The sequence below is a fragment of the Chitinophaga rupis genome (assembly GCF_900109685.1).
Lineage (GTDB): Bacteria > Bacteroidota > Bacteroidia > Chitinophagales > Chitinophagaceae > Chitinophaga > Chitinophaga rupis.
The window spans coordinates 47,321-73,349 of the sequence record NZ_FOBB01000004.1; the positions used below are offsets into that span (position 1 = coordinate 47,321).

Below are 26,029 nucleotides of genomic sequence, written 5' to 3' on the forward strand. Positions count from 1 at the left end.
CTTGTAATTAAGAATTAATAATTAGGAATGAAGATTATAGCGAAGGGGCAAATATCTGCTCTGCTAATCTTTGCGCCTGCGCTAAGGCCGGCTGGTGCAGTGTTAGCGGTTCATTATGTTCCTTACAGAACTGCAGCAGATTTTCCGTGGCCAGGTTCCCTACCAGGTCATCCTTAGCCATGGGGCAACCGCCAATACCTTTAATAGTGCTATCGAACCGGCGGCAGCCCTGCGCATAGGCGGCTGCCACTTTCTCCTCCCAGTTATGAGGGGCGGAGTGAAAATGCGCGCCAAACTCCACCTGCGGATAAGCGGGTATGAGCGTGGAAAACAGTTTGGTAATGTTATCCGGTTCTGCTACGCCCACGGTATCTGCCAGGGAAATAATGCCAATGTCCATCTTTGTCAGCTCATCTACCCATTGCATGGCAATGCCTGCATCGTACGGGTCGCCATAGGGATTGCCAAAACCCATAGAGATGTATACCACCAGCTGCTTGCGGTTCTTAATACACAGCTCCTGTATGGTTTGCACCAGCTCCAGCGATTCTGCAATGGTTTTATTGGTATTGCGCAGCTGGAATGTTTCTGATATGGAAAAGGGATAACCCAGGTAAGTAATGGGTTCACACATCACGGCTTCTTCTGCCCCGCGCTGGTTGGCTACAATGGCCAGCAGCTTACTGCCGTTTGCCGGAATATCCAGGTGCGACAGCACTTCTGCCGTATCCGCCATTTGCGGAATAGCCTTAGGCGATACAAAACTGCCAAAGTCGATGGTATCAAAACCTACCTGCAACAGGGTATTGAGGTATTGGATCTTATCAGCCGTTGGAATGGGGTGATGCCATCCCTGCATAGCGTCCCGCGGACATTCGATTAGTTTCATGATCGATGATTTGAACCCGGATCTCAGATGGATGATGCCAGCATCTTACTTCCTGCATCACACATCCAGCGTCCTTTGCTTCATGGCTTCATATAAAATGATACCCGCTGCCACAGATACATTGAAGGATTCAAAGTTACCGGTCATGGGTATATGAAAAAGCGTATCTGCTGCTTTTAGCAATGCAGGATACACCCCTTTATCCTCTGATCCCATGATCACGGCTACCGGCTCTTTCAGGTCGCAGTTGTACAGCCTGGGCGTGGCTTCCATTTCACTGGCCATTACCTTAATACCGTTCAGGTGCAGGGTGTCAATAGCTTTCAGCAGGCTGTTGACCCGGCAAACGGATATTTTTTCCAGCGCGCCGGCAGAGGACTTAATGGCTTCCTCATTCAGTGCTGCAATTCCTTTATCCGGGATAATGATGGCCTGCGCGCCACAGCAAACGGCGCTGCGGGCAATGGCGCCAATGTTACGTACATCGGTAATACCGTCCAGGATCAGGAACAGCGGCGTAAGGCCCTGCTCTGTAGTGTGGGAGATCACATCCTGGAGGTCCAGGTAGCTGATCTGGCCTGTAATGGCAATAATACCCTGGTGATTAGCCTGGGTAAGACTATTCAATTTCTCCACCGGTACTCCGTTAATGGGAATATTGTATTGTGCGGCCAGCTGCTTTATTTGCGGAATAATGTCGCCGGTAGCATTGCGCAGCATATAAATGCGCTCAATGGCCTTACCGGATTGTATTGCTTCTACCACCGGTTGCCGCCCTATAACCATGGAAGAGGCTTTGGGCTTGGGTGCAAAGGTGCGGCGGGTAGCGTTTTTACGAAAATCCATGCTGCAAATTACGAACTAATGTGCTAAATCTCCTTTTCCAGCATCATCAGCTTTATTTTCTGAATGGCAGCAACAGAAATGGAATCGGTGATCTGGTGGTTTTTCACCATCTGGTAGGCCTCTTCAAAAGGAATACGCCGGGTAGTAAGCTGTTCGGTTTCTTCCGGCTCCGGCGCACGCTGCTCCAGGCCGCGGGCCAGGTACACCAGGCTCTTTTCGTCAGATACGGAGTTAGACAGGTGCATGTGTACAATGAGGGACCAGTCTTTGGCTACCAGCCCGGTCTCTTCCAGCAGCTCGCGCTGTGCAGAAGCCAGGGGCTCCTCATCCAGGGGGCCGCCGCCTTCCGGTATTTCCCAGGAGAACTGCTCCAGCGGAAAACGGTATTGCCCCACCAGGTAAATATATCCTTCCTCATCCAGCGCTACCACGCCTATAGCCAGGTTTTTGAAATGTACCACGCCGTAAATACCGGCGCCGCCATTGGGGTTAATGACCTGGTGTTCTGTAAGCCGTATCCATTTATTATCATACTGTACCTGGCTGGATAATATTTTCCAGGGATTGTTGTGCACTGTTTCCATGTTATAAAAATATCAAACGCTCAGGTAATAGTAGTAGTAAATATCATCTTTCTCAAAACCTGTTTTTTCATACAGGGCCTGGGCATTCACATTGTCATTATGCGTTTGCAGCATGATCCATTTGGCATTGGTGGATTGGGCCAGCGCTTTGGCGGCATCGATCAGCGCGCGGCCTACGCCGGTATTGCGGTACTGCTCCCATACATACAGGTCGTTCAGCACCCAGGCACGCTGCATACCTACAGATGTGAATAACGGGTATAGCTGTACGAAGCCCAGCAGCTCCTCTCCTTCCTCCGCCAGGTAGATCACGCTTTCCCGGTTGCGGATCCGGTCAGCTATAAAGGCTTCTGCACCCGGCAGGTCCGGCGCCTGCTCATAGTGGATACGGTAGGCATCAAACAAAACTGCTACGGCAGCGGCATCCTGTAAGGTGGCTTCTCTGATTGTCATACTTAAATGTAAGATTTCCCGGTAAAAAAAGATGCCCGGTCTGGTAAATACCAGCGGGCATCGTGTCATACTTCTATCTAAATCGTTCAGGTTGAATAAGTCACCTGCGCCTGCCGCAGATGATGGTGTAAGTGCACCAGGTAATCCTCCACTATATATTCCAGCGTTACCGGTGCGTGGGCGCCTATTTTACAGGTTTGCTGTAAGGCGGCTGCAGGGATGCGTTGCATTACCCGTATCAGGTGACGGTTCACTACGGCCCATAACAGGATGAGCGTTTCCCAATCTGTTTCCTGGTAGCCCTGCGCGGCTACCCAGAAATCCTGCGCATATCCCGGCAGCTCCAGCGGCCCTTGCTGTGCGCGTATAAAACGTTGATGGTTGTTGAGCGCTGAATCTATCAGGTGACCCAATATTTCCTTTTTGCTCCACTTTTCAGGCGCTGGTTTAAGGGCTGCTTCAGCTTCGGTATATTTCCGAAGGTTAGGTACCGCTACCGTTAATGTTTGTTCCAGCCCGCGGGCGGTTGCCTGTGCAGTGGTTTCCTCAGCTGAGCTCATAGCGTTGTTCTTTACTTTTATTTACGGCTGTATTCACCATATACACCCCGGTTAATGTTACCAGGCATGATAAAGCAGTGATCCAGTTTAATTGTTCATTTAAGATCAGCCATCCCAGCAGCACTGCTACTATCGGGTTAATATAGGCATACACGGATGCCAGGGATGGCGGCAGGTTATTGAGCGTGTATACGTAAGCGGAGTATCCTAATATAGACCCGAAGAAGATCAGGTATATCAGGCTGTCCCATAACTCGCCGGTAAACTCCGCATGGCGGAACTCCCCGGTAACCAGGGTTATTACCAGCATTACAATACCACTGAATAACATTTCAAATCCTGCGCCGTACAGGTAATTCACCTCCAGCGCCCACTTGGCGGTGAGCACGGAACCCATGGACCACGATAAACAGCTGATAAGCACCAGGATAATACCAAAGCGGAAATCAGGGTTCATGAGATCACCCAGGTAATCGGAAAAAATGCCTGCTACGCCAATAAAACCAATGATCATACCGGCAATTAACAGGGGCGATACCCGGTTCTTTTGCTGCACCAGGAAAAAGCTGAAGATGGTCATCCAGATAGGCACGGTGGCGGCAATAATGGCGCCCAGTCCACTGGGTATGTATTTCATGGCCCAGGTAAGCAGGCCGTTGGCGCCTACCAGCATCATCATACCAATCATGAACAGGCGTGATAATACAGCCTTGCCCGGCAGCTTATACCCTTTCAGTAAAAAGAAGCTTACTAACAGCACACCTGCCACGCTTTGCCGCAGGCCGGACAGCATAAGCCCGTGCATATGCCGCACCCCTATCCTGGAAGCCAGGTAAGTAGTGCCCCAGAAAATGCTTACTATGACCAGCGCCAGGTAAGCTTTTGTATGTTTGGATTGTGTCATTCTTGTAAAGGTTAAAGCTTAAAGCCTAAAGCAGAAAGCTTAGTAGTTTGTCTAACAGCGGTTTTTCTTTGCTTTCAGCTTTGGGCTTTAAGCTTTGTGCTATTTCTTCCATTTCCTTCCACACCCTGCGTACATCCTGCTCCGTAGTACGCCAGCTTACCAAGGCTGCGCGGATGGCTGGTGTGTGCAGGTATACCGTAGGCGTCATAAAAGCTACGCCACGCTCAGCCAGTATTTCCAGGAAACGGGTGGTGGCTTCATCCAGCTCGTTCAAAGGTTTGCTAAGTGTAAAACAAACCACGCTCAGCTTCACCGGCGCCAGCAAGCGGAAGTACGGGCTGTCTGAAATCAGCGATCCCAGTAAATTTGCCTGCTGTATATTGGCTTCTACTATATCCTGGTAGCCTTTGGCACCATAAGCCTGCAGCGAGTACCAGGCTGGTAAGGCCCGCAGGCGGCGCGAGTTTTCCGGTACATGATGAATGAAGTTAAAGTCCTTTGCAGGATCGCCTAAGTAAGCAGCGCCTACGTTCTTGAACACGGCGGCCTGTAATGAAGGATGCCTGCAAAAGATCATGGCCGCATCATAAGGCACGTTCATCCATTTATGTGCGTCAATGGTAATACTGTCTGCCGCTTCCCAGCCTTTTACCAAATGCCGGTGCTGCGGGCTGCAGGCGGCAAACCCGCCAAAAGCAGCATCCACATGCAACCAGAAATTATATTGCTGCTTTAAACGTGCCAGCGCAGCAAGATCATCAAAGTCAGTTGTATTTACCGTGCCTGCACTGGCAACAAAGATCACCGGCCGGCCTTTGTGCTGCTGCAGCCAGGCTTCCAGCGCATCTACGTCTACGGCTTCCCGTTGGGGCAGGGCCGGTATCTTTATCAGCGCATCCCTGCCAAAGCCTAGCATAGAAAGGCTCTTAGCCACACTGGAATGCGGCGTGCAGGCAAGCACTTTTGGCTCCTGCAAGACGCCTATACCCTGCTGTCCTACATCTACTCCCTGCTGTTCTCCCAGCCATTGCCTTGCCACAGCCAGTCCTGCAAAGTTTGACATCGTAGCGCCGGATACAAAGCTGCCTTCAAAATCATCCGGTAACCCAAATAATTGCCGGAGCATTTGTATGGTGGCTATTTCAATATTAAAGGCGGCGCCGCCTTTGTCGGCCGCATTCATGTCAATGGCGGAAGCCACCCAATCGCCAGCTAAGGCGGCAGGCGTTACGCCACCGGTTACAAAACCCCAGTAGCGCGCGCCTGCGCCTGCAGCGAGATAAGGGCCATATTGCTGACGGAACTGCTGTAAAGCAGCCATCGCTCCAATGCCCTGCTCCGGTAATAAAGTAGCATTGCCTGGCGGTGGCATGTACTTACTGGCCGGTAGCTCATCTATATTGGATAAAAAGTGGGTACTAAATGTTTGTGTTGCTACCAATAGGTCATTTAATTGCGCCAGATCCTGTTCTAATTGCGCGTTCATTTTACTAACGTTTAGAATAACTGTAACGGTTGAGACAGCAAAATTGATACAAAAAACTTATCTAAAACAGATGCAGTTCTGTAAAAATTGACCAGATCAGATAGCTGTTGAACCAACTTTCGTGATCAGTGGCCGGGGAGGTAATTATCCGTATCCCTGCTGCTATTGGCCTATAGCAAGCGGGCCAACGTACTATGGAAGGAATTGCAAAAACAAACAACCAGATCAGATGGTCCTAAATTAATCGTGTGGGCATATCACTTCTAGCAGGCTTTCCTTAACTGCCAAGGTACAGATACGGGTGGGATTCATCAAACAAATGGGCCATATCACATGCAAATGAGCCCTGCTGGTTAAAACAATTCCTGTGTACCATACTTATGCTTCCATTCGTGCTCCAGCAGCCACTTTTTGCGCCAGATACCACCGCCAAAGCCTGTAAGCGAGCCATTGCTGCCAATTACACGATGGCAGGGCACCACGATCGGCAAATGGTTGCTGCCATTGGCAGTGCCTACTGCACGGATGCTTTTAGGATTGTTGATCCGTTTAGCCAGCTGCAAATAAGAGATCGTATTGCCATAAGGGATGGCTAACAGCTGCTGCCATACCGTTTGCTGAAAATCTGTACCGCTTTGCTGCATCTTAAAGCTGAAAGTACGGCTGCTGCCGGCAAAATATGCATCCAGCTCCGCCATACATTGCAGGAAAATATCCGGCAAAGATTGCATAGTGACCAGCGTACGCGGATCAAAAATGATCCCCGTGATGTGGTCATCATTTCCCGTGAGGCCCAGTGGACCGATGGGAGATTGATAAGTGTGGTGGTAGAGATCCATTTTAATTACGAATTAGTTAATTACGAATTACGAATTAGAATGCAGCGGATGATAATTGACGCGGAGCTTTGCTTTACTCAGCGGATAAGCTTCTCCACAAATAAAAGGTGGCATAAGCTGCATGCTGCTGCCAATGGGCGGTGTAGTCTTTTACCGCTACCAGGGAAGGTTTGGCCGGTAGCTGCAGCTGGCGGCGCAGGGCATTGTGCAGGCCTGCATCTTCCAATGGCAATGCTTCCGGGAAACGGCTGTACTTCATTAACACATAGTTAGCTGACCAGTTGCCGATGCCTTTCCATTGCAGCAGGTATTCCCTGGCAGCAGTATATTCCATTTGCTGCAGCTGTGCTGCTGTTAACCGCCCGTCTGCCATGGCCGCTGCTATGCCTATAATATAATGGGCTTTACTGCGCGAGAACTGCATGGGGATCAGGTCATCCGGCTGCAAGCCGGCTACCACCGCAGGATGCGGGTAAGTGTAATGATCTGTACCCTCTATCTGCGCATGATAACCAAAAGCCTGTATAAAACGGCGGCGTAATGTATAGGCAAAGGGTAAGCTGATCTGCTGCCCGGTAATAGTCCATGTAATAGCTTCAAACATATCCGGTATACCAATAAGACGCAAGCCGGGGTAACGCTGCACCAGCGGCGCTAGTACCTCATCCTGTGCGGCAAAGTTGTAAAAGGATTGCATATCGGCATCCAGGTGCAGCCAGTGTGTAACAAATTGGCGGATGTTAGTTTCATTCACCGCTACCTCCCAGGGATTCGTTACTTGTACTTCCAGTGTTTTTTTATCAGCCGCTTCGCGGATCTTCAGCAACAGCGGGGCGCTATCCTGTACAATCATACGCTGCAGGTAACCGTCTTTCACAAAATGCAGGCACTCCCGGTCGGAGCGGCTGAGGAATACCAGGCACTCCGCAAAGGAAAATTGTTCAGGATGTAATATGGGTACTTTGATCATGTGCTTATGGTTTACAACGCTTACAGGCGCGGAAACCATTCTTCAGGGCTTCATCGCGGTTAGCATAGAAAATAACATTGTCTGGCCGCGGATTAGCGGAACAGGATGGTTTACAGAAAATGCCGGTGGTTTTTACGGCGTTGTAGAAGAGGGTATCAAAATCTTTATCCTTGCTGAGCATGGCCTGCAGCATTACAGGATAAGTTAGCGGGGAACCTTTCTTGTAGGTAGTACGTTCCAGGAATACGCCATGGTCATTTTTAAGGGAGCGCTGGTCCAGGTTCAGGTAGTCCTGCAGCCAGTCTTTCAGCTGGTAAAAAGCCGTTTTGTTCAGGTAACCGTAACGTTCTCTGCCGGCCTGGTAGATCCTTATCCAGCCACAGTCTTCCAGTACACTTACATGTTTGGAAACGGCCTGCCGGCTAATATCACTAAAATGCTCGTTGATCTGGTTCACATTCAGCGGCTGCTGTAACAGCAGCTCCAGTATTTGTCTGCGTACCGGATCAGCGAGCCCTTTAAACAGCTCATCCATTTGCGCAACATTTAAGTTGCACGAAAATAGCGCAACTTTTTAATTGCACAAAAAATAATTAATAATGAAGAATGAATAATCACGAAGGCCGCTTGTTCACCCGAAGTAAAGCACTGCCACAATTATAATTAAGAATGAATAATTAATAATCCCGGAGGCTGGTTGTTCACCTGAAAACAAGCCCCATGCCTATTAATAATGAAGGCTGTTGTTTGATGTATATTCCTATATTAATCATGAAGACCAGTTACTCACTTGAAATACCAGCGCTACGTCTATTAATTATTCATTCTTAATTATTAATTAGCGTAGCTGTGGAAGTGTCCGTGTTGAAATAACAATGCGGTTCCAACTGTTGATGGTTACAATCAGGAGGATCAGCTGCACCAGCTCTTTTTCGGAAAAATACTGAGCGGCCTCATTATAAACATCGTCCGGCACATGCGTGGAGGATACCAGAGTAACCGCTTCTGTAAGCGCTAAAGCAGCCCGCTCCTGCGAAGTAAAAAAGGGCGCATCCCTCCAGCCGGCCAGCGTATACAGGCGCTGTTCTGTTTCTCCTATTTTGCGGGCCTCAAAGGCATGCATATCCAGGCAAAAGGCGCAGCCATTGATCTGGGAGGCGCGCACTTTAACCAGGTCCATCAGCTTTTTATCCAGGCTGCTGTTGCGTACATACGTTTCTAAAGTACTCATCGCTTTGTAGGCTTCGGGGTCTACTTCTTTCCAGTGCATTCTTGTTTTCATCTGCTTATAGGTTTGATCCGGATACAAAATAACAGCAATACAGCTCACCAAAACAGATACAGAATTTGTTATTTTTGAGCATAACAGATAGGGTTATGCCTAAAACAGATGATTTTTTATACCAGCAGCTGGCTGATAAAATTGAGCTGCTAATTGAAAAAGGTGTGTATGCAGCGGGCGACAAACTACCCTCTGTGCGTGAGCTGCACCAGGAGCATAATATCAGTATCAGCACCGCTTTACAGGTATATACACAGCTTGAAAAAAGGGGCTGGATAGCTGCCCGTGAGCGCTCAGGGTATTATGTGCAGTATACGCAGCGGCAACGCCCGCAATTGCCGGCTATTACTACACCCCGGGCTGCTATTACCACGGTAAAGGTAAATGAACAAATGCAGCGCATACATGATGGACGGCAGTACAAAGGCTTTATTTCCCTGGATGCTGCAGCGCCGGCCAATGAGCTGTTCCCGCTTAACAAGCTGCACAAAGCCCTGCTGCATGCCGTACGTTCGCATAAGGCGGCCTTTGTGCATTATAATGATCTGAATGGTTATGAACCGCTGCGCAAACATATTGCCCGGCGTACGCTCAGCTGGAAGGGAGCCGTTAATTCATCGGACATTATTATCACCAATGGCTGTATGGAAGCCATTAGCCTGTGTTTGCGGGCAGTGGCCAAAGCCGGTGATACCATTGCCATAGAATCACCTACTTTTTTTGGATTGCTGATGACCATTGAAAGCCTGGGTATGAAAGCGCTTGAAATACCTACTGACCCGGTAAGCGGCATATCACTTGAAAAGCTGGAAGATGCCTTCCGTAAAAAGCGGGTAAACGCCTGCTTGTTCATCAGCAATTATAATAATCCCTTAGGCAGCTGTATGCCTGCTGCCGGCAAAAAGGCGCTGGCGCAGCTGCTGCACAAATACCAGGTGCCGTTAATTGAAGATGATACTTTTGGAGAGCTGCATCATGGACCGGAAAGGCCCGCTACTGTAAAGACTTTTGATAAGGATGGATTAGTGCTGCACTGCTCTTCTTTTTCCAAATGGCTGGCGCCCGGCTACCGCCTTGGATGGGTAATTCCCGGCAGGTATTACACCCAGGTACAACAGCTGAAATTTATGACCACCTTTTCTACCGGCCTGCTGCCGCAGCTGGCTGTACATAGCTACCTGGAGCATCAGCGCCCGGATCTGCACCTGAAACAGCTACGGGGGGCACTGGCCCTGCAAACGCAGCAAATGGCCCGCGCCATCCAGCAATACTACCCGGATGATACACAGCTCAGCAACCCGGAAGGTTCCTTTAACCTTTGGGTGGTGTGCAATAAAAGAACAGATACCTGGGAGCTGCACCGGCAGGCGGCAGCACATAACATTGGTATTATGCCCGGCACCCTGTTCACCAGCCAACAGAAATATAAGAATTGTATGCGCCTCAGCGCCGCACTGCCCTGGAATGAAGACCTGACCCGGGCCGTGCAAACTACCGGAAAACTGATCCGGAAAATGCTATAAGCTACTGCGCATGCGCCAGCTTAAAAATGGAGAACAAATGATGCGCTTCATGCAACAGGAAGAACTCTGTCCACTGCAGTATGTTCAAACGGCCATAGCGTTTGTGCACACCTACCCGCTGTAATTGTTCCTCCGCAAGGCTTTGCAGCAGCTGAATGATCTTTTGCCGGTCGGTTTCCAGCTCTTCCAGCAACGTGTTCATCGACTGGCGGCGCCAGTACAGGAACACCGGATCATCATCGCCCACATACGGCTCAAACAGCGGGTCCTGCGTATCCAGGATACGATACACCCTGCTCAGGAATGCCGGCTGATAGCTCACCAGGTGGGCTACCTGCTCCTGCACCGACCATTTGCCGGGCAAAGGCTGCGCCAGCAGCTGCTCCTGCGTTAAAGCCGATAGCATAGGCGGTAGTGCCTGATACTGGTTCAACAGACGTTCCAACAATGATGGATAAAACATATTGGCGAAAGGAGTTAGATATGGCTGCAAAATAAATAGTTTGCAGGTTGCCAAAACAGATGCAGTTTTAGTAATTTTGACCAGATCAGATCTTTAAGCCATGTTAAAAACCGCGGAGCATTTATACCTGCAGATAGCAGACCGTATAGAACAGCTGATAGAAAAAGATGTATTGAAAATAGGCGACAAACTACCTTCTGTACGCATGCTCAGCAAGGAACAGGGCGTAAGTCTCAGCACTGCTTTCCAGGCCTATTACCACCTGGAGGGCAAGGGATTGATTGAGCCCCGGCCTAAATCCGGCTACTATATACGTTTTAGCCCGCGTAAGCTGCGCGATATTCCCAAAACCTGCGAGCCGGTAAAAAAAGCATCGGAAGTAACGGTGCATGAAATGATAGACCGCGTGTTTGCACACATGGCGGCCGATAACATACTGAAGTTCTCCATTGCGGCTGCTGCCGATTCCCTGCTTCCCGCAGCCAAGATCTCCAAGTCAATGGTGCAGGCCCTCCGTAATATGCCCGGTAATGGTATTGGATACGAATCCATACAGGGGAATTTGCAGTTAAGACGGCAAATTGCACGCATGAGTATTTTATGGGGTGGCGTGGTAAGTGAAGAAGATGTGGTAACCACCAATGGCTGTACCGATGCCTTAACACTCAGCCTTTGCGCCGTAACACAACCCGGTGATACCATTGCGCTGGAGAGCCCCTCCTACTACGGCTCCCTGCAGCTGGCTGCCAGCCTGGGTTTAAAGGTGCTGGAAGTGCCTACCAACCCGGTAACCGGCGTGGAGCTGGATTACCTGGATAAAGCCATTCCACGGCATAATATTAAAGCCTGCTTATTTGTAACCAACTTCAATAACCCACTGGGCTCCTGCATGCCGGATACGCATAAACGCGAGCTGGTACATATACTTGAAAAGCATGGCATTCCCTTAATTGAAGATGATATTTACGGGGATATTTATTTTGGAAGGGAAAGGCCTGCCCTGTGTAAAACCTTTGATGAAAGCGGTATTGTGCTGGCCTGCAACTCCTTTTCCAAATCCCTGGCGCCCGGCTACCGCGTAGGCTGGACACTTCCCGGGAAGTATAAGGAAAAGGTGCTGCGCCTGAAACGTAATCACTCCATTGCCTGCGCCTCGCTGCCCCATGCAGCCGTAGCGCATTTCCTGGAAAATGGCCGTTATGAACACCACCTGCGCAGCATGCGCAAACAGCTGCATACCCAAAGCCTGCGCTACTTACAGGCAGTGGCGGATTATTTCCCGGAAGACACTTTGGTAACAAGGCCTATGGGTGGCTTTGTACTATGGCTGGCCCTGAATGAGAATATTAATACCTATGAGCTGTATGAGCTGGCGCTAAAGAATAAGATCAGCTTTGCACCCGGCCGTATTTTCTCCCTGCAGGACCGTTACCGTAACTGTATGCGCCTGAGCTACGGCAACCCCTGGAATAAACAGGTAGAGGAAGGCATTAAAACATTGGGGAAGCTGATCCGGAAGCTGAAAGGTTAAGCATAAAAAAAGCCGGAGCAAGAGTGCTCCGGCGTGCCTAAACCTACAACTGTTACACTGTAACAGACACTAAAGATCTTATGTTGTTTTCCGGTAATTCCAGATAGCAATACCATTCATCACTACTGCATATGCCAGCATAATCAGCAGGTATATTTGTATGTTGGCCCAGCCACTGCCTTTGAGCAATACCATACGTATCACCTTTACAAAGTAGGCAATAGGATTAAACCAGGTGAGCACCTGCGCCCAGTGCGGCATGTTCTCCACCGGGGTAAACAAACCACTCATGAGTATAAAGACGATCACAAAGAACCAGGCAATAAACATAGCCTGCTGCTGCGTTTCCGTAAAGGTGGAGATCAGCAAACCCATACCCAGCATAACCCAGAGGTAAACGGCGGCAAACAGGAACACCAGCCAAAGGCTGCCTACCATGGGCAGATGGAATACCAGCTTCCCTACCAGCAATCCCAGGGCCAGCTCAAACAACGCTACGATCCAGAACGGGATGAGCTTTCCTAGTATAAAGTGATGTTTACGTATAGGAGTTACGTTTAGCTGCTCGATGGTACCGATCTCTTTTTCTTTTACGATATTCATCCCGGACAAAAAAGCCCCGATCATAGTTACCAGCACCACAATAATGCCCGGCACCATGAATACTTTATAATCCAGGCGGGTATTGAACCAGTTTGAATAGGTAACCTCAATTATGGCAGGGCCATTGCGCCCATCCAGCGCCAGCCACTCCGTGCGGATGTTCTGGTTAAAGCTGCGGATAATATTATTGGCATAGCCATTTGCCAGGCCCGCCTTGCTGCCGTTAATGGCATTTACCAGCAGCTGCAGGGAGGCTTTATCTTCCCGTACCAGGTCGCGCTCAAAATGCCGGGGTATCATCAGTACGATGTCTGCTTTATCCAGCTGCAGGTCTTCAAAAGCGGCTTTTTCATTAAACGTTTGCCGGTGCAGCTTAAAGTAACCGCTGGCTGTAAGCTTATTTACCAGCCGCTGCGACCAGGAGGAATGATCCTGATCCACTACATCAATAGCCAGGTTCCTTACTTCATAGTTGGCAGCATTGGCCAATACCAGCAGCTGGACAATCGGGATCAGGAAGATGATGGCCATCATTCCCCTGTTCCGGAAGATCTGCAGGAACTCTTTTTGCAGTATAAAAAAGATGGTACGCATCAGCTTAAACGGATTTTGAATTTACGTATGCTTATTGTCACAAATAATAACGTCATACCGCACAGTACAAGGCTTTGCGGCCATACTTCACGCAGGCCGGAACCTTTGAGCATAATATCCTTGAGGATGATGATGAACCATTTGGCCGGCATTATGTTAGATAGTAGCCGCAGCGGAAGGGGCATACTTTCAACAGGAAAAATGAAGCCGGACAATAACACAGTCGGCATCAGTAAGCCCATCATGGAAGCCATCATGGCGGTTTGCTGTTTATCTGTAACGGTGGATATGAGAATACCTAAACCCAGAGAGGTTAGCACAAACAGCGCACATTCCAGCAACAGCAGCACAATACTGCCCTTAATGGGCATTCCAAATAACCAGACGCCCATGCCAAGGATCACCAGTGCATTTATGAACGATAATACAATATAAGGCACCACCTTCCCTGTTACGATCATTGCCGGCGGTAATGGCGATACCAGTAATATTTCCATGGTGCCCAGCTCTTTTTCCCGGGCAATGGTGATGGAGGTCATCATGGCCGATACCAGCAATAATATTAAGGTCATTACACCCGGCACAAACAGGAATACACTTTTTAATGCAGGATTGTATTGCATGCGCACCGTGGTGTTAATGGTAAGCGGCATTGCCTGCGGCCCGTTCAGCTCCTGCTGGTAATTACCGATAATGGCCCGGGCATAGTTAATGAGCGTGGTAGCGGTATTAGGGTCACCGGCATCTGCCAGCAGCTGCACCTGCGCTTTATGTAAATGGAAAAACGATTCCCCGAATTTAGGCGGGATCACCACCACCATTTTTATACGTCCTTCCCGGAAAGCCGCTTCAATAGCCTGGTGGCTTTGCAACTCCTGGTCTATTTTAAAATAACTGCCTGCCTGCAGCTGCTGTACCAGCCGGTTGCTGTAATAGTCCCTGGATTGGTCCAGCACAGCGATTTCCGCGTTTTTGATCTCATTGGTAATGGCAAAACCAAAGAGCACGATCTGCACCACTGGCATTCCAAAAAGAATGAGCAGCGTACGCTTATCGCGGAAAATATGGTAAAATTCTTTTCGGGCAAATACAAAGAATTGACGCATGAGATTCAATTACGAATTATTCAATTACGAATTACGAATTATAATGCAGCGATTGAGTGAAGCGATTGCTTATCCTGCCTTCTTTTTTTTAATTTTTACTTTTTTATTTTTTACTTTACTTCCCTCTTGCCAGTTTCAGAAATACATCATCCATCGAGTCCGCCTGGAACTGCGCTTTTAACTGCCGGGGCGTATCCAGGGCTTGTATACGGCCATCCACCATTATAGAGATCCGGTCACAATACTCCGCTTCATCCATATAGTGTGTGGTTACAAATACCGTTACCCCGCGGCCGGCTGCTTCATAGATCAGGTCCCAGAACTGGCGCCGGGTAACCGGGTCTACCCCACCGGTAGGTTCATCCAGGAACACTATGGACGGATCGTGCAGGATGGCTACGGAAAAGGCCAGCTTTTGCTTCCAGCCTAATGGCAGGGCGCTTACCAGCTGGTCTGCTTCAGCTTCCATCTGCAGCTTTTGCAGCAGCTGCTTTGTTTTTTCCTTGATCGTATTATTGCTTAATCCATAAATGCCACCGTAAAAGCGGATGTTCTCTTTTACCTTCAGATCTTCGTACAGGGAGAACCGCTGGCTCATGTAACCGATATTCTGTTTTACCTTGTCGGCCTGTGTGTACACATCAAAGCCGGCAACCTTAGCTTCCCCGCTGCTGGGCTTCAACAAGCCGCAAAGCATGCGCATGGCGGTTGTTTTACCGGCGCCGTTAGCACCCAGGAAACCGAAGATCTCCCCCTCCTTTACTTCAAACGTAATGGCATTGGTGGCTATGAAAGCGCCGAATTTTTTAGTAAGCTCTTTTGTAACGATGGGATGCATAACTTAAACTTTTTCGCTTTTCATCAGCTCCATAAAACAATCTTCAATACCCGCCTGTATGGGATGCATGCTAAACTCCTCGTGCCCTTTGGGCTGCAGGTAAGCCTGTAGCTTATCCAGGTCGGCCTCCCCGTGTTTGAGCGTAAGGTGCAGGTACTCTCCAAAAGCATAACAGCTCTCTGTTTCCGGAAAACTGCGCAGGTCCTGGATTAGCGGGTACATACGTTTAGCGTGAACGGCCCACATCGGTTTGTTGTATTGTTCAATGATATGCTGCGGCGTATCAATTTCCAGCAGGCGGCCATTCTGGATCAGCGCTACCCGGTCGCAGAGCATGGCCTCATCCATATAAGGTGTGGATACCAGGATGGCAATGCCTTTTTTGCGCAGGCGTTGCAGCATTTCCCAGAACTCCTTACGGGATACCGGGTCCACACCGGTAGTAGGTTCGTCCAGGAACAGCACCACCGGTTTATGCACCAGCGCGCAACACAGCGCCAGCTTTTGTTTCATCCCCCCGGAAAGCTTCCCTGCCGGCCGGTCTTTGAAAGGCGCTATCTGTACATATATTTCTTCTATCAGCTCGTAGTTGGCAGCCACCGTGGTATTAAAAATGGTGGCAAAAAAATCCAGGTTCTCCTGCACTGTCAGGTCCTGGTACAGGGAAAAACGGCCCGGCATATAGCCCACTATTTTGCGGATGGCTTTGTAGTCCTTTACCACATCCAGCCCATTTACGGTAGCCTGTCCTTTATCTGCCAGCAGCAGGGTCGTAAGAATGCGGAACAGCGTGGACTTACCGGCGCCGTCCGGTCCTATGAGCCCGAACAATTCTCCTTCATTCACCGTGAAAGAAATATCGTGCAGGGCTTTTACCTTGCCGAAGCTTTTGTGCACATCCTGTACAACAATGGGTGTTTCCATGAGTTATTGTTTTGCCAGTTTCAGCTCAGCGGGCATACCTATTTTCAGGCTGCCATCATTCTCTACTTTCACTTTTACGGCGTATACCAGGTTAGTCCTTTCTTCTTTAGTCTGTATTTCCTTGGGGGTGAATTCTGCTTCGGCAGATACCCAGGTTACGGTGCCGGGCCACTCGTGGTATTTACCTTCCGGCAGGTCGGTGCGTACAGTTACCTGCTGGCCTATCTTTAACAGCCCTAATTGTTCTTCACCCACATAAGCCCGCAGCAGCAGGGAGGAAAGGTCAGCTACTTTATACAGCGGTTTACCATAGTTCACCACCTCTCCCTTTTCCACATACTTTGTAAGTACTGTGCCGCTAACGGGGTTTACTATACGCGACTGGCGCAGCTGATCATTGAGCTGCAACACCTGGGCTTCCAGGGGCTGTGTTTCGCTGCTGTAGCCACTTACCTGTGTATTGAGGGTAGAGGCCAGGGAGCGGTATTGTTTTTCCAGCACAGCTACCTGCGCATTAATATCATCCAGCTGTTTAGTGGTAGCGGCGCTGGCTTTTACCAGGTTCTGTATACGCAGCTGCTCCCGTTTCTGGGTGGCTATCTGTTCGCGGATCACTTCCAGCTGGGGTGCGGTTTCCGGTATTTTACTCAGCACGGCTTTAATGTTGGCCTTTACCTGTGATTTTTTCAGGGCGAGCTGGGTGGAGTCTATCCATCCTACGATGGTATCAGCGGGTAAGGTCATTCCTTCCTCTACTGCAAAGGATAACAGCTTACCGGTACCTTCTGCAGATACCACTGTTTCTATGGCTTCAAAATTCCCATAGGCGTCTGCGTTATCATCATTAGAGCGGCAGGCCGGCAGCATAATAGCAAGTACTATAACATTGAATACAGTACGCATGGTGCAAATGTTTTTGAGTACAGGTAACATATGTTTAATAACCTTTTATAAGTTGATAATTAATATGGGCCAGCGCCAGCTGCACCTGGTGCGTGCTTTGGTCTACCCGGGCCTGCATTACGGCATTCAGGTCGATAATGTAATCGTGCACGGTAATAACCCCGTTATCCAGCTGGGCAGCGCTGGCATCTTTTACCCGGGCGCGCAGGGTCAGGATGTCGTTATCTTTTTCCAGCGTTTGCTGCAGGCGGCCTATTTCGGTTTGCTGCTGCGCCAGCTGTACCCGGGTGTTGAGTGTAAAGGTTTCTGTTTGCTGGTTTATGTTCTGCTGCTGCAGGCGCAGAATGTTTTGTTCCGTGCGGTTATAGCGCCAGTTCCAGAGGGTCCAGTTCAACCGGATGCCGCCCAGGTAAAAAGCAGCAAAATCATTTTTCAGCATATTTAAACCCGGCCGGCCGTAACCGCCCTGCACAAAAGCGCTTATACGGGGCAAGGGCTTGGTGGCGGTAAGCCTGGCCTGCTGGTTAAGGGCGGCGGATTGCAGCTGGTATAACTGCAGCTCCGGCCGGTTAAGTGTATCCGTTGAGGTTACCCCGGCTACCGTGGGCAGGGACAGTTTTATCGCCCCGGTTGTTTCATAGCCGGTAAGCAGCTGTATCACGGCCAGGTTAGCGCTGCGCGAGGCATCGGCGGAGATCTCCTGCTGGCTCGCCCTTAGCTGTTCTGCCTTTAACATATCTACATTCGAGGGCAGCACCGTACCATTCTGTACCCCGGCATTTAACCGGTCTATCCGCTGTTGCAGGTCCTGCTGCGTTAAGCGGGCAGCCTGTATGTATTCCGCTGCCAGCAAGGCATTGAAATAAGCCTGTGTTACCTGTTGTTTTACCTTGTACAGCTCTACTTCCACTTTCTGCTGCTCCGTTTGTTGCTGGATGGTTTGCAGCTCCCGCTGCTGGCGGGTAGCGCCGCCATCGTACAGCAGCTGCTTTACATCAATGGTAGCCCGGTACTGGTCTTTGGAAAATTCCGGTATGTTCACCCCCGGCACTTTAAACGGAAATTCTGTAACGGCGCTTTGGTAGGTAGCCTGCCCGTTCAGCTCTGCCTGTGGCAGGTAAGCGGTATTGGTATTTTTTACCTGCAGTTTTAAAATGCTGTCCAGCACCTGCTTTTGGCGTAGCAAAGGGTAATGCTCACGGGCCAGCTGCTGGCATTGTTCCAGGGTAAGCAAGGTGCTGTCCTGTGCATATAGCTGCGTGGTAGCGAATAGCCACACCCAAACGATATACTTCATTGTTAACTATTTTATTTAACTATTTGGTTAATTCAAAAGCAAAAAAAACTACGGTGTAATAGCTGCTAAAATAAAATCCGCCACAAACTGTTTCCGTTCTTCGATCAGGAGCTTAAACTGTACCTCATCTATCCCTGTAACACCCTTCAGCAAAGGTTTTGCCGCGAAAGGAAATACGCACATCGACAAAATATTCAGCATTAATTGCAGGGGGCTTATCTTTTTAATGATCCCCTTTTCTCCTGCCACGGCTATTTCCATAAGGAACTGCTGGATGTTCGGGAAGTTAGGTTTGGTTTTGAATTGCTTTACCAGCAGCTCCGGCTGCTGCTGCAGCTCGTTCAGTACAAATAAAGGGAGCTGCGGATTTTCCGTTAACCCCTCAATATAATTTTTAACGATCTCCCGGATTTTATCCGGCAGCGGCAAGTTAGCATTGATAACATTGCTCATACGATCCATTAGCTTATCCAGGGCTTCCGTGAAGACTATTTCAAACAGTTTCTCCTTGCTGCGGTAGTAATAGTGCAGCATGGCTTTATTAATGCCTGCTTCGTCTGCAATATCCTGCATACGCGCGCCTGCCAGTCCTTTGGTTGAAAATATCTTTTTGGCTGCCGCTATGATCTGTTCTTCCGTATTCCTTTCCTGGGACATAAACTATTTAGTTTAACCATTTGGTTAATGCAAAGGTATAAAAAGATTGGAAAGCGCAAAATAAATTTTAGTTAGGGGAAGGGAAGACTCAAAAGGGAACCTACATTTCAATATTAAACCGGGCTACCACTTTCTCCGGCGGCATTAACCGGGAAAAGAACCGGACACCATAGCTACCCATCCGAAGGCCAGTATGAAACGCCGCATTTGACTTTTTACTCAACTCCTATGCAGTCCATAAATGGCAGCACATCATTATTAGTATACACATATGCAGGAAGCTGTCCGGATACACATATGAGCCATCCGGGAAAAATGCCTTAACTTACCAGGCGTAAAGAAAAAGAGGAAAGGTTAACAAACAAGGTGCTGACAGCCGTTATCGGGTGCTGCCCTTACGTTTTGGGGTCAAACGCTATATGCAGAGAAAAGTACGATCGATTTAACAGTACAAATTTACTACCGGCCGGCCATGGGGGCAAGCGAAGTAACACCTGAAAAGATTGCGTATTTATACCTGTTTTTTCAGGCAATTCTACGAAGGGGTTTGTAGGGCATATCGGCTATTTTGCAGCTCAGTTCACCAAAAAAACCTCATACTCATGAACAAAAACCGCTTTACTTACATTGCCGCCCTGGTGGCAATTGTTTTGTTAAATGCATGCCAGCAGCCACAAGGCCCCATCCCTTTTGATCCCCAAAAGGCATCGATCCACACCATTCCCATAGACGAAGCCGCGAACCTGACCAGAGATTTCCGGAACACCCGGGACCAGCTTATAAAAAACATCCGGCTGGATTCGTCCCTGAAGATACCCACTGCCGAAACCTTTAACCGCGACGCTTTTGCCGTATTATTAAACCAGAAAGATGCACAGGGCATCCGCATTTATTATGGCCGTGGTAAGAATGGGGAAGTGAAGCTGGTAATGGTACCGGTTAATTCCAAAGGAGAAGATATTGTTGTAAAACTGCTGGACGGTAAGAACAGCAGAGGCGAGAAAGCCGTTGGTTTTATACCCGGTATTTCTACTGCCCAGGCGCAGTTTGATGATGCACAGGCCATGGAAAACGGCCAGCGTTGCGATCCCCCGCCCTGTGCCGCCAGCAAGCTAACCAGATAATCTACCCAATTTTTTTCAATGATCCCTGACCATATTGCCAGTTTCCTGTTAAGTGAAACAGTGGTTATCCCGTTGATTATAGGGGTGGTACGCTTTTATAAGATCAATACCAGCTACCACCCTTTTATTCTCTTATTACTGATGGCCTTTACCTCTGAGGTCATTAGCTTTATCTGCATCAGCTACCTGCATGCCAACAATGCGATCACGGTAAACCTGTACGCATTAATTGAATGCCTGATCCTGTTGTTCCTGTTCCGCTCCTGGGGCTTCCTGCAGCGTAAGCAAAAGCTGTTCTATTTCCTGATGGCTGCCTTTATTATCATCTGGATCACAGAGAACCTGGTATTCTTTAAGATAGAAACCTACAGTCCCTTTTTTAAGGGCGCCTACTCCTTTGTGATCGTATTGCTTAGCATCAATGAGATCAATTATATGATCGTACAGGATAATAAACAGCTGTTTAAGAACGCCAAATTCCTGATCTGCCTGGGCTTTATCATCTATTTTATTTACCAGATCATTTACGAAGCATCCTATTATGTGCTGGGGAAGGATAATGTGGTAAGCGTAGCTACGAAGATCATTAGTATGTTCGGGTATATGAATGCTTTTGTAAATTTGCTGTATGGAGTGGCAACGTTTTTAATCCCCGTAAAAAAGAACGATCTTTATTTTAACAGGCACTTTGAGTAAATAAAGGAGAAAGTAAGATGTAGGCCCCTGGCATCATCTCCAACGTCCTGCGGCCTACATCCTACTTTTCCTCCATTATGAAATTTTCAACAATGGGAGATAAGATCTTTTATACCACCGTCTTTGTTTCTTTGCTCATTGCAATTATCATCGTTTTTTTTGTAGTATCCATTATCCTGTACCACCGCCGTTATATTAAATTACAAAGGGAACGGATCACCGCGGAGATCACCATACTGGAAAACGAACGCAAACGTATTGCCACAGACCTGCACGACAGCGCCGGCCCGCTGCTGTCAACCGTAAAACTTTTCATTAACAGCCTGGATGTACGTACCGATGAGGATAAGCAGATCATAGCCCGCTCCAGCAAGTATATTGACGAAACCATCACCAACCTGCGGCAAATATCCCATAACCTGCTGCCCAATGCGCTGGAACGAAAAGGACTTACCGAAGCGCTACGCGAATTTATCCAGCAGATCAGCGAAAAACAACCCCTGCACATTGAGCTGCGCACCAGCGGCGACATACAGATACAGCCGGAAAAGGCCATCCACATCTTCCGCATTATCCAGGAAATTATCCAGAACACGCTCAAACACGCGCACGCCAAACAGCTGCAGATATCCCTGAACAAGGAAGAAGACCTGCTGCTGTTGCTGATCCGCGAAGACGGCGCCGGTTTTGACGTAAAAAAAGCCAAGGCCAACTCCACAGGCCTGGGTATGAAAAGCCTGGAAATAAGGACCGACATTATGCATGGCTCCCTGGCCATTGATTCCGCGCCCGGACAAGGCACCAACTACCTGATAAAAATACCGGCCTGAGTGCAGGCCCCTCCTGCCTTCCCTGCCGTCTGAACAAAAACTGCCGGAAATTTGTATATTTACCTCCTCAAAAGAGGCACTTATCCACCCCAATATTGCAGTTCGCAATTTTCAGTTGGGGCTCGTGGGGCACGCAACGCTTGTACGGCGATCATTATCACTCCGGAAACAATGGACCAACAAATCAGATTATTAATAGCAGACGATCATGAGATCTTCAGGGACGGACTGGCACTAATGCTTTCCAGGCAACCCGATATTCAGCTGGTAGGCCAGGCATCTGATGGCCGGGAGCTGGTGGACATGCTGGAAAATGTGCAGGCGGATATTGTACTGACCGATCTCAAAATGCCCCGTATGGATGGGGTAACTGCTACCCGCCTGCTGCTGCAAAAAAATCCCCTGCTCAAGATCATTGCCCTTTCTATGTTCGATGAGGAAGACCTGATCGTGGAAATGCTGGAAGCCGGCGCCAAAGGGTACCTGCTTAAAAATGCCGATAAACAGGAGATACTGGAAGCCATTACACAGGTGTATGCAGATAATATCTTCTACTGCAAACAAACTTCCGCCAAACTGGCCACCATGATCGTAAAGAGCCGGTTTGACCCGCAACGCAATAAAGAAAAAGTTTCCTTCACAGACCGCGAAAAAGAGATCATTAAACTGATATGCCTGCAATTCACCGCCCAGCAGATCGGTGAAAAGATCTTCCTGAGCAAACGCACAGTGGAAGGGCACCGCACCCGCATCCTGGAAAAAATGAATGTGAAGAATACCGCCGGCGTAGTAGTATTTGCGCTGAAGAATAACCTCATTAAAGAAGAAGACCTGCTCTGATATTTACTCCCCCACTACTAAGCGGCTGGCATATTTATATTCCTTAGATTAGCATGATTTCTGCTAATAACAGCTACCTACCTAACTACCATAGGCTATGAAAAAAGCACTTTTCTTTTTCCTCGCGTTATGGAGCTGTGCGCCGGTATTGACGGCGCAAACCATTCAGCCCCCGGACCAGTTATATGGCCCCCTCTTTAAAACCGTACAGTTATCCGGTATTTTCCGCGACAACAAAACCTTTGTAGATGCCGTGCCCAAAGAAGATCCCAAACAGGTAATGGCACAATACCTGGCTGCCGGGCAACCCAAGGATAGCGCAGCACTGCGGGCATTTGTACAGGCACATTTCCTGCTGCCGGATTCTATTGCCGTTCCACCGGCTTTTAACGGGCACGAAACCTCCGTAACAGCCCACATCAACCATTTATGGAATGTGCTGCAGCGGGATACCACCCATGCCCTGCCCTACAGCTCACTGTTAAACCTGCCCTACCCGTATATTGTACCGGGCGGCCGCTTCCGGGAAATTTATTACTGGGATAGCTACTTCACTATGCTGGGGTTGGAAGAAAGCGGGCGCATTACCATCATAGATAACATGGTCAAAAATTTTGCGTACCTGCTTACCCGTTATGGACATATTCCCAATGGCAACCGTAACTATTTCCTGAGCCGCTCACAACCGCCCTTTTTTTCACTGATGCTGGATATACTGGCCAAACACAAGGGCGATAGCATTTACACCGCTTACCTGCCGGTGCTGGAAAAGGAATATGCTTACTGGATGGACAGAACAGCGCCTACCAAGCACGTAGTAAAGATGCCGGATGGCAGCTTGCTGAACCGCTATTATGACCAGGATAATATTCCGCGGCAGGAAGCCTATAAAGAAGATATAGCGGTAGCTAAGCTTACACCCTATAAAGATATTTACCGGGAGCTACGTTCTGCCGCAGAAAGCGGCTGGGATTTCAGCAGCCGCTGGTTCCGGAATACCAAAGACCTGCACACCATTCGTGTAACCTCTTTTGTACCGGTGGATCTGAACGCCCTGCTATTTCACCTGGAAAATACACTGGCGCGCGCCCACCAGCTGGCCGGGCATGCACAGAAAGCCGCACAATACAAGCTGCTGGCCTCCAGGCGCCAGCGCAGCCTGGAAAAATATTGCTGGTCGGCCGCCGCGGGCTGGTATGTGGATTATGACCTGCTTAGCCACCGCCCGGGTAGCGCATTAACACTGGCCGGTATGTACCCCTTATTTACAAAAGCAGCTTCAAAAGCGCATATTACCATCATACAACAACAGATCAATCAAAAATTCCTGAAAGCCGGCGGCGTAACCACCACCCTGAAAAATACCGGGGAGCAATGGGATGCCCCTAATGGCTGGGCGCCATTACAATGGGTAACTATTGCGGGGTTGGAAAACTACGGCGCATCTGCGCTGGCTAAAAAAATTGCGGAACGCTGGGTGGCGCTGAATATACAGGTGTACCATAACACCGGTAAGCTCATGGAAAAATATAATGTGATGGATCTGCAGCTGGTAGCCGGCGGTGGTGAATATCCCACGCAGGATGGTTTTGGCTGGACCAATGGTGTGTTGTTGAAGTTACTGCAGCAATACCAGTTGAATGCGGAACGCTGAACGCTTAAGGCTGAACGCTGCTTGCGTTATGTTTAATACACGGAGGTAATTACCAGCTAAGCTTAATGCTGAACGCCGAACGCTTAACGCTGCCTGCATTATGTTTAATACATGGAGATGATTGCCAGTTAAGCATTCGGCGTTAAGCATTTCACATGGAGTACTAAGCGTTAAGCATTCAGCGTTAAGCGTTCCGCACATTTTCCGCAATGGTTTTCAATGCAGGCAATAACTCCGGTGCATTCCATACAGCGCCCATCGCAATGCGGATGTAGCCCTGATCTCCATGCACAGAAAAACTTTCACTGCTCATTACATCAATACCTTTCGCTTTCATTTGCGTCACAAAAATACCAGCCGGCAAATGTACAGGCAGCTTTACCCAAAAATGATAGCTACCGGGAAATATATTATAGGTCAGTCCTTCAAAGAGGGTCGTTATTTTTCCATATAATGCCAGCGCTATCTGCCGCTTTTCATGGATCACCTGTGGCAGCAGATCATGCTGTAGCAGGTGCTGCACAAAAGCATGGAATAATGCGGAGCTGCCGCTGGTAGTGATACTGATGATACTATCCATACCCTGTAGCAATCCTTTGGGATAAATAATATAAGCCAGCCTCACAAAAGGATTAAAGACCTTGGAAAAGCTGCACACATAAACAGTACGCTCCGGCATCAGCTGTAAAAAAGCCGGCGGCGGGGACGGATGCAGAAAACGGTAGGCATCATCCTCTATTAAATATACATCCTTAAAAGAGCGGATCACCCTGACGATAGCCTCCCTCCTTTGCAACGACATTACACTGCAGGTGGGATTATGTACCGTAGGCTGCACATACACGAGCCTGCTTTTACCGGTTTGCAGGTATTGTTCCAGCGCATCCGGCAGCATACCTTCTTCATCACAGGCAATGGTTTGAAACTGGTAGCCCAGCGCCTGCCCGCTCAGCTTAAAATTGTTGTAGGTAAATTTTTCAATAGCCACCGTTTGCTCCGTATGGCGGAAAAAAGAAAGAATGCAATACCCGGCGCTGTTTCCACTGGCAGTGGTGGTTACATCCATTTGCTGCTGCAGGGTATCCGGCGGCAGCTGCAGCCACTGGCCCAGGCGTTGTAAACCTGCAGCATTGGGCGTCATAGGGGCCGGTGATAACAATGCAATTTTTTCCTGCTCCGTTAATCCATTTACATATCTTTGAAAAATATCAGCCTCCTGTTTAACCGCAGGGTAGTTCAATCTCAGATCCAGCATAAATTAAAAATTACTTCAAAAATAAAAGATTCAGCTTATCCGGTTTATTTTTTATAAGAAGTGTTAAATTGACATTTATTTTTTTTACTTTTACTTTACATGGAACCAAACCCATAAAAATCGCGTTACAAGCACTATCAGCCAGGACCATATTTTTTATCAGCCATCAAAAAATTCCCGTATGAGAAGTCTATTCCACCTCATCGCTATTGAACCCAGGTATCCTTTTTTGTTGTTACCTGGAACTGATCAAAATACAGGTAAGCATCGTAAAAAACTTTACAAAAAACCACCGCCAGCTGTATGCTTTACCTAGCAGCCTAAAACACTTTTCAAATATAACAACGTATCACCGTGGTGCATAACTCCGATGGTATT

The 26,029-nt window shown here is 48.6% G+C and carries 27 protein-coding genes; 7 read left to right on the forward strand and 20 right to left on the reverse strand.

Annotation, left to right across the window (positions count from 1 at the left end; translation table 11 throughout):
• Positions 1 to 34: 34 nt before the first annotated feature.
• The 11 genes from BMZ54_RS17015 to BMZ54_RS17065 form a co-directional block, all read right to left on the reverse strand.
• A complete protein-coding gene (locus tag BMZ54_RS17015; RefSeq protein ID WP_089914352.1) occupies positions 35 to 889 on the reverse strand; it encodes a hydroxymethylglutaryl-CoA lyase in 855 nt (284 codons plus the stop codon).
• A 57-nt stretch (positions 890 to 946) separates the two neighbouring features.
• On the reverse strand, positions 947 to 1,735 hold the full coding sequence (gene rlmB, locus BMZ54_RS17020; RefSeq protein WP_089914355.1) for a 23S rRNA (guanosine(2251)-2'-O)-methyltransferase RlmB: 789 nt from the start codon (positions 1,733 to 1,735) through the stop codon (positions 947 to 949).
• A 23-nt stretch (positions 1,736 to 1,758) separates the two neighbouring features.
• The gene (locus tag BMZ54_RS17025; RefSeq protein ID WP_089914358.1) at positions 1,759 to 2,319 is read right to left on the reverse strand and encodes an NUDIX domain-containing protein; all 561 of its coding nucleotides are present in this window, start codon (positions 2,317 to 2,319) and stop codon (positions 1,759 to 1,761) included.
• 12 nt (positions 2,320 to 2,331) lie between these two features.
• Positions 2,332 to 2,772: a GNAT family N-acetyltransferase gene (locus tag BMZ54_RS17030; RefSeq protein WP_089915720.1), complete on the reverse strand. Its 441-nt coding sequence runs from the start codon at positions 2,770 to 2,772 to the stop codon at positions 2,332 to 2,334.
• A gap of 86 nt (positions 2,773 to 2,858) precedes the next feature.
• On the reverse strand, positions 2,859 to 3,332 hold the full coding sequence (locus tag BMZ54_RS17035; protein ID WP_089914360.1) for a DinB family protein: 474 nt from the start codon (positions 3,330 to 3,332) through the stop codon (positions 2,859 to 2,861).
• Complete coding sequence (locus tag BMZ54_RS17040; protein WP_089914362.1) at positions 3,319 to 4,236, reverse strand: EamA family transporter; 918 nt, start codon at positions 4,234 to 4,236, stop codon at positions 3,319 to 3,321. The genes BMZ54_RS17035 and BMZ54_RS17040 overlap by 14 nt, the downstream gene beginning before the upstream one ends.
• Before the next feature lie 25 nt (positions 4,237 to 4,261).
• Entirely contained in the window at positions 4,262 to 5,722 is a 1,461-nt protein-coding gene (locus BMZ54_RS17045) for a pyridoxal phosphate-dependent decarboxylase family protein (protein ID WP_089914365.1), read from the reverse strand.
• A gap of 353 nt (positions 5,723 to 6,075) precedes the next feature.
• A complete protein-coding gene (locus tag BMZ54_RS17050) occupies positions 6,076 to 6,561 on the reverse strand; it encodes a methylated-DNA--[protein]-cysteine S-methyltransferase (RefSeq protein ID WP_089914368.1) in 486 nt (161 codons plus the stop codon).
• Positions 6,562 to 6,634: 73 nt separating this feature from the next.
• Positions 6,635 to 7,531 (reverse strand): DNA-3-methyladenine glycosylase family protein, encoded by an 897-nt coding sequence (locus BMZ54_RS17055; protein ID WP_162277573.1) that lies wholly within the window; start codon positions 7,529 to 7,531, stop codon positions 6,635 to 6,637.
• 4 nt (positions 7,532 to 7,535) lie between these two features.
• Positions 7,536 to 8,066, reverse strand: a complete 531-nt coding sequence (locus tag BMZ54_RS17060; protein WP_089914375.1) for an ArsR/SmtB family transcription factor — start codon at positions 8,064 to 8,066, stop codon at positions 7,536 to 7,538.
• A gap of 303 nt (positions 8,067 to 8,369) precedes the next feature.
• Positions 8,370 to 8,813 (reverse strand): carboxymuconolactone decarboxylase family protein, encoded by a 444-nt coding sequence (locus tag BMZ54_RS17065; RefSeq protein WP_089915723.1) that lies wholly within the window; start codon positions 8,811 to 8,813, stop codon positions 8,370 to 8,372.
• Positions 8,814 to 8,908: 95 nt separating this feature from the next.
• Here BMZ54_RS17065 and BMZ54_RS17070 point away from each other — a divergent pair, with 95 nt between their 5' ends.
• Positions 8,909 to 10,336, forward strand: coding sequence for an aminotransferase-like domain-containing protein (locus BMZ54_RS17070; protein WP_089914378.1), 1,428 nt, complete (start codon positions 8,909 to 8,911; stop codon positions 10,334 to 10,336).
• 1 nt (position 10,337) lies between these two features.
• Here the strand turns inward: BMZ54_RS17070 and BMZ54_RS17075 are convergent, their stop codons facing one another.
• The gene (locus BMZ54_RS17075) at positions 10,338 to 10,781 is read right to left on the reverse strand and encodes a DinB family protein (RefSeq protein ID WP_162277574.1); all 444 of its coding nucleotides are present in this window, start codon (positions 10,779 to 10,781) and stop codon (positions 10,338 to 10,340) included.
• Positions 10,782 to 10,899: 118 nt separating this feature from the next.
• Between BMZ54_RS17075 and BMZ54_RS17080 the strand changes: the two genes are divergently transcribed.
• Positions 10,900 to 12,330, forward strand: a complete 1,431-nt coding sequence (locus tag BMZ54_RS17080) for an aminotransferase-like domain-containing protein (protein WP_089914383.1) — start codon at positions 10,900 to 10,902, stop codon at positions 12,328 to 12,330.
• A gap of 78 nt (positions 12,331 to 12,408) precedes the next feature.
• Here BMZ54_RS17080 and BMZ54_RS17085 read toward each other — a convergent pair whose 3' ends face one another.
• From BMZ54_RS17085 to BMZ54_RS17115, 7 genes are all read right to left on the reverse strand, one after another.
• Positions 12,409 to 13,527, reverse strand: a complete 1,119-nt coding sequence (locus BMZ54_RS17085) for an ABC transporter permease (RefSeq protein WP_089914386.1) — start codon at positions 13,525 to 13,527, stop codon at positions 12,409 to 12,411.
• Positions 13,527 to 14,633, reverse strand: a complete 1,107-nt coding sequence (locus BMZ54_RS17090) for an ABC transporter permease (RefSeq protein WP_089914388.1) — start codon at positions 14,631 to 14,633, stop codon at positions 13,527 to 13,529. The genes BMZ54_RS17085 and BMZ54_RS17090 overlap by 1 nt, the downstream gene beginning before the upstream one ends.
• A gap of 115 nt (positions 14,634 to 14,748) precedes the next feature.
• A complete protein-coding gene (locus BMZ54_RS17095) occupies positions 14,749 to 15,471 on the reverse strand; it encodes an ABC transporter ATP-binding protein (protein WP_089914391.1) in 723 nt (240 codons plus the stop codon).
• A 3-nt stretch (positions 15,472 to 15,474) separates the two neighbouring features.
• Complete coding sequence (locus tag BMZ54_RS17100) at positions 15,475 to 16,395, reverse strand: ABC transporter ATP-binding protein (RefSeq protein WP_089914394.1); 921 nt, start codon at positions 16,393 to 16,395, stop codon at positions 15,475 to 15,477.
• Positions 16,396 to 16,398: 3 nt separating this feature from the next.
• Positions 16,399 to 17,298, reverse strand: coding sequence for an HlyD family secretion protein (locus BMZ54_RS17105; RefSeq protein WP_089914397.1), 900 nt, complete (start codon positions 17,296 to 17,298; stop codon positions 16,399 to 16,401).
• Positions 17,299 to 17,332: 34 nt separating this feature from the next.
• Complete coding sequence (locus BMZ54_RS17110; protein WP_089914400.1) at positions 17,333 to 18,595, reverse strand: TolC family protein; 1,263 nt, start codon at positions 18,593 to 18,595, stop codon at positions 17,333 to 17,335.
• Between the two features lie 48 nt (positions 18,596 to 18,643).
• Complete coding sequence (locus BMZ54_RS17115; RefSeq protein ID WP_089914403.1) at positions 18,644 to 19,252, reverse strand: TetR/AcrR family transcriptional regulator; 609 nt, start codon at positions 19,250 to 19,252, stop codon at positions 18,644 to 18,646.
• Positions 19,253 to 19,854: 602 nt separating this feature from the next.
• Between BMZ54_RS17115 and BMZ54_RS17120 the strand changes: the two genes are divergently transcribed.
• From BMZ54_RS17120 to treA, 5 genes are all read left to right on the forward strand, one after another.
• Positions 19,855 to 20,376: a hypothetical protein gene (locus tag BMZ54_RS17120; protein ID WP_089914405.1), complete on the forward strand. Its 522-nt coding sequence runs from the start codon at positions 19,855 to 19,857 to the stop codon at positions 20,374 to 20,376.
• 18 nt (positions 20,377 to 20,394) lie between these two features.
• Positions 20,395 to 21,072: a hypothetical protein gene (locus tag BMZ54_RS17125; protein ID WP_089914408.1), complete on the forward strand. Its 678-nt coding sequence runs from the start codon at positions 20,395 to 20,397 to the stop codon at positions 21,070 to 21,072.
• Between the two features lie 77 nt (positions 21,073 to 21,149).
• Positions 21,150 to 21,902: a sensor histidine kinase gene (locus BMZ54_RS17130; protein WP_089914411.1), complete on the forward strand. Its 753-nt coding sequence runs from the start codon at positions 21,150 to 21,152 to the stop codon at positions 21,900 to 21,902.
• Between the two features lie 171 nt (positions 21,903 to 22,073).
• The gene (locus BMZ54_RS17135) at positions 22,074 to 22,742 is read left to right on the forward strand and encodes a response regulator transcription factor (protein WP_089914414.1); all 669 of its coding nucleotides are present in this window, start codon (positions 22,074 to 22,076) and stop codon (positions 22,740 to 22,742) included.
• A gap of 97 nt (positions 22,743 to 22,839) precedes the next feature.
• Positions 22,840 to 24,396, forward strand: coding sequence for an alpha,alpha-trehalase TreA (gene treA, locus BMZ54_RS17140; protein WP_089914416.1), 1,557 nt, complete (start codon positions 22,840 to 22,842; stop codon positions 24,394 to 24,396).
• Between the two features lie 184 nt (positions 24,397 to 24,580).
• Here treA and BMZ54_RS17145 read toward each other — a convergent pair whose 3' ends face one another.
• A complete protein-coding gene (locus BMZ54_RS17145) occupies positions 24,581 to 25,651 on the reverse strand; it encodes an aminotransferase class I/II-fold pyridoxal phosphate-dependent enzyme (RefSeq protein WP_089914419.1) in 1,071 nt (356 codons plus the stop codon).
• Between the last annotated feature and the right edge of the window lie 378 nt (positions 25,652 to 26,029).